Genomic DNA, 2,518 nt, shown 5'->3' on the forward strand with positions numbered 1-2,518 from the left:
TAAGCGCTACCATCAGTGCCCGCGTACTTCCCGGGGAAACGGGGGACGAAATTCTGGCGTATATCCAGCAGCACCTCACTGGTGGCATTCAGGTCCGCCGCGTATCCGGCATCGACCCGGTCAACGAAGACACCCCGGACAGTGAAGAATTCCGTCTGGTCGAACAGACTATTCACGACGTATACGGTGATGACGTCATCGTCATGCCGGAACTGATGCTGTTTGCGACAGATTCCCGCTATTACAAGGACATTGCCAGGCACATCTTCCTCTTCAGCGGCTATGAACAGGACGATACGTGGGGGCCCATGCACGGTGTCAACGAACGGATTCCCGCTGCCGCATTACCGGGATCACGTAATTTCTTCCGCAGACTGATGGAAAATTACAATGCCTGATATGATATAAAAGCATATGAAAAGGAGCAATAATATGAAATTGAAAAAAATTCCTTATGCGCTGACGGTCTGCAAGGTAAGGCAGATTTCAGATATTGATCTGGATTCTGACTTCTACTTTATTGGAAAAAACGATGAGGAAGTATCTCTGGTGTGCCGGACAGAAGCGGCGCCGGTTCAGACTGTCGCCAGGAACGATGGCTGGAAGGGGTTCCGAATCGAGGGAGTTCTGGACTTCTCTCTGATTGGTATTCTGTCAAAATTATCCAGCATCCTGGCTGAACACAAGATTGGTATTTTTGCCGTCTCTACATTCAATACGGATTACATATTAGTGAAAGAAGAGAATTTTGAACGGGCGCTATCGGTCCTGGCTGAAGCCGGATACAGCGTCGGCTGAAATATGACAAAATAGAAATCATTTATAGGGCAAGGACTGTGAAATATGCCGCAATAGCTTAACGGGCAAATCGCATGGTAGAAAAAAGGCTGCCGACCTGAATCAGGCACTGAATAGAACCTTGCAGTAAATCATGAAAAAGGGCTGTAACAACGGGAATCGTGACCCGTATTGTTACAGCCCTGCTGGTTACAGATATACTTTTTCTGGTTATTTGGATAAAGCAATGACCGTGGCGACGGCGGCGACGCCAATTGCAATATTGGCTTTCCGGTTGGCCCGGTCCACTTCTTTCTGGGATGAGGATTTATGATTTTTTTCCCAGCGACGCTGATCCCGTTCCTGTTCTTTCTGCCAGTGCTTCCAGTGATCGTCTTGTTGTTCATACCGCTGGGGCGGGCGCGGGCCGGCAGCCTGGGCGGTCAGGGCAGCGCCGCTGAAGGTCGTAAGGGTGATGACGAGGACTAATGCTATGCGTATGATATGGGTCCATTTCATAGGAATCACTCTCCTTTTTTGATTTCCTATAGTATACACAACAGCCGTTACAATTTTGTGGCAGGGCCATTTCAGGACGGCGACAATTCTTTTTCTTTTTCGTAAAACTCTGCGTTGATGCTTGCGATGAGGAGTTGCGGATTTTCTGTATCTATGATGCAGACGATGGGCCCGTACCGGGGAGGTAGTCCGGTACGGGCCCATAGCTGTATTGGATGATAGGAAGAGGTATCAATAGGAAATAAGGGGACATTGTTATGATTGTTCTGTGTCCTGAAGGCTGTCTGCCAGCGCCTGGGCCAGTTGTTCCATTTCCTGCTGCTTGTCTTCGTGAAGGGCCGATGCCATAGAGACACGTTCGTTCAAAATAGTCATGTCCTGAAGATTGTCGTCTATGAATTTCTGCATGAGGTCTCCCGATTTGACGGCCCAGGAGCCGTTTTCAATGATGGTAACGGTACGCTTTTGCACGTGCAGGGCTTTCATGTGTTCCAGGAAATCGAGCATGACCGGGTAAATACCCAGATTATACGTCACCGATGCCAGGACCAGGTGGGAATATTTGAATGTTTCTGCAATGAGCTCGGAAACATGGATGTTGGAAACGTCGCAGACACGGATGTTGGTTATGCCTTTTTCACACAGGCGGGATGCCAGAATCTGGGCAGCCGATTCGGTGTTGCCGTACATGGAAGCGTAGACGATGAGGACACCTTTTTCTTCGGGAGTGTAAGTGCTCCAATGGGTGTATTTATCGAGCAGATAGGGGAAATCACGGCGCCATACGGGCCCATGGAGGGGGCAGATGTACTTGATTTTGTCCAGAACGGTTGCCGCTTTTCCCAGGAGATGCTGGACGGGCGGGCCTGCTGTTTCATTATGATTCGGGCCATCCGGAAAAAACGCCGCTTGTACTCAGCGCCCATCAGGACGTAGTCGAACCGGGAGCCCTGGAACTCTGGAAGAAAGAACCCTTTTCCGGCGCTTACGAAGATGGTATTATCTGGGGACGGGGCACGACAGACTGTAAACACCTTTTCATGGCAGAAATGGAAGCCGTGGAAGCAGCCTTTGCCGATGGATTCCGTCCTTCCTATGACCTCTACATTGCACTGGGATACAGTGAAGAAATTTATACCATCAGTGGGGAAGACGGCGGACGGCTTCTCAAGGAAGCACTGGCGGCACGGGGCGTTTATCAGATCGTTCTCTTTGACGAAGG

General features: G+C 49.9%; 5 protein-coding genes. 3 read left to right on the forward strand and 2 right to left on the reverse strand.

The window, feature by feature from the left end; translation table 11 throughout:
* The coding region (locus tag B4H10_RS03530) for a M20/M25/M40 family metallo-hydrolase (protein WP_292018185.1) at positions 1-398 on the forward strand (398 nt) is incomplete at its 5' end.
* A 34-nt stretch (positions 399-432) separates the two neighbouring features.
* Entirely contained in the window at positions 433-798 is a 366-nt protein-coding gene (locus B4H10_RS03535) for an ACT domain-containing protein (protein WP_059077033.1), read from the forward strand.
* Between the two features lie 210 nt (positions 799-1,008).
* Here B4H10_RS03535 and B4H10_RS03540 read toward each other — a convergent pair whose 3' ends face one another.
* Positions 1,009-1,296 carry a hypothetical protein gene (locus B4H10_RS03540; RefSeq protein ID WP_059077032.1) on the reverse strand — a complete coding sequence of 96 codons (288 nt, stop codon included), beginning with the start codon at positions 1,294-1,296 and terminating at the stop codon, positions 1,009-1,011.
* Between the two features lie 255 nt (positions 1,297-1,551).
* Entirely contained in the window at positions 1,552-2,142 is a 591-nt protein-coding gene (locus B4H10_RS03545) for a flavodoxin domain-containing protein (RefSeq protein WP_349678334.1), read from the reverse strand.
* On the opposite strand from B4H10_RS03545, the gene B4H10_RS03550 reads away from it, so the two are divergent.
* Positions 2,127-2,518 (forward strand): M20/M25/M40 family metallo-hydrolase (locus tag B4H10_RS03550; RefSeq protein WP_292018187.1); only part of this gene is annotated, 392 nt, incomplete at its 3' end. The two genes, B4H10_RS03545 and B4H10_RS03550, sit on opposite strands and share 16 nt — an antisense overlap.

This window comes from Megasphaera sp. UBA4382 (assembly GCF_002391155.1).
GTDB lineage: Bacteria > Bacillota > Negativicutes > Veillonellales > Megasphaeraceae > Megasphaera > Megasphaera hexanoica.

What these genes read in the sequence shown, in the direction of transcription:
- B4H10_RS03535 (WP_059077033.1), top strand. Translation starts at nt 433, where the DNA reads ATGAAATTGAAAAAAATTCCTTATGCGCTGACGGTCTGCAAGGTAAGG.
- B4H10_RS03540 (WP_059077032.1), bottom strand. Translation starts at nt 1,296, where the DNA reads ATGAAATGGACCCATATCATACGCATAGCATTAGTCCTCGTCATCACC.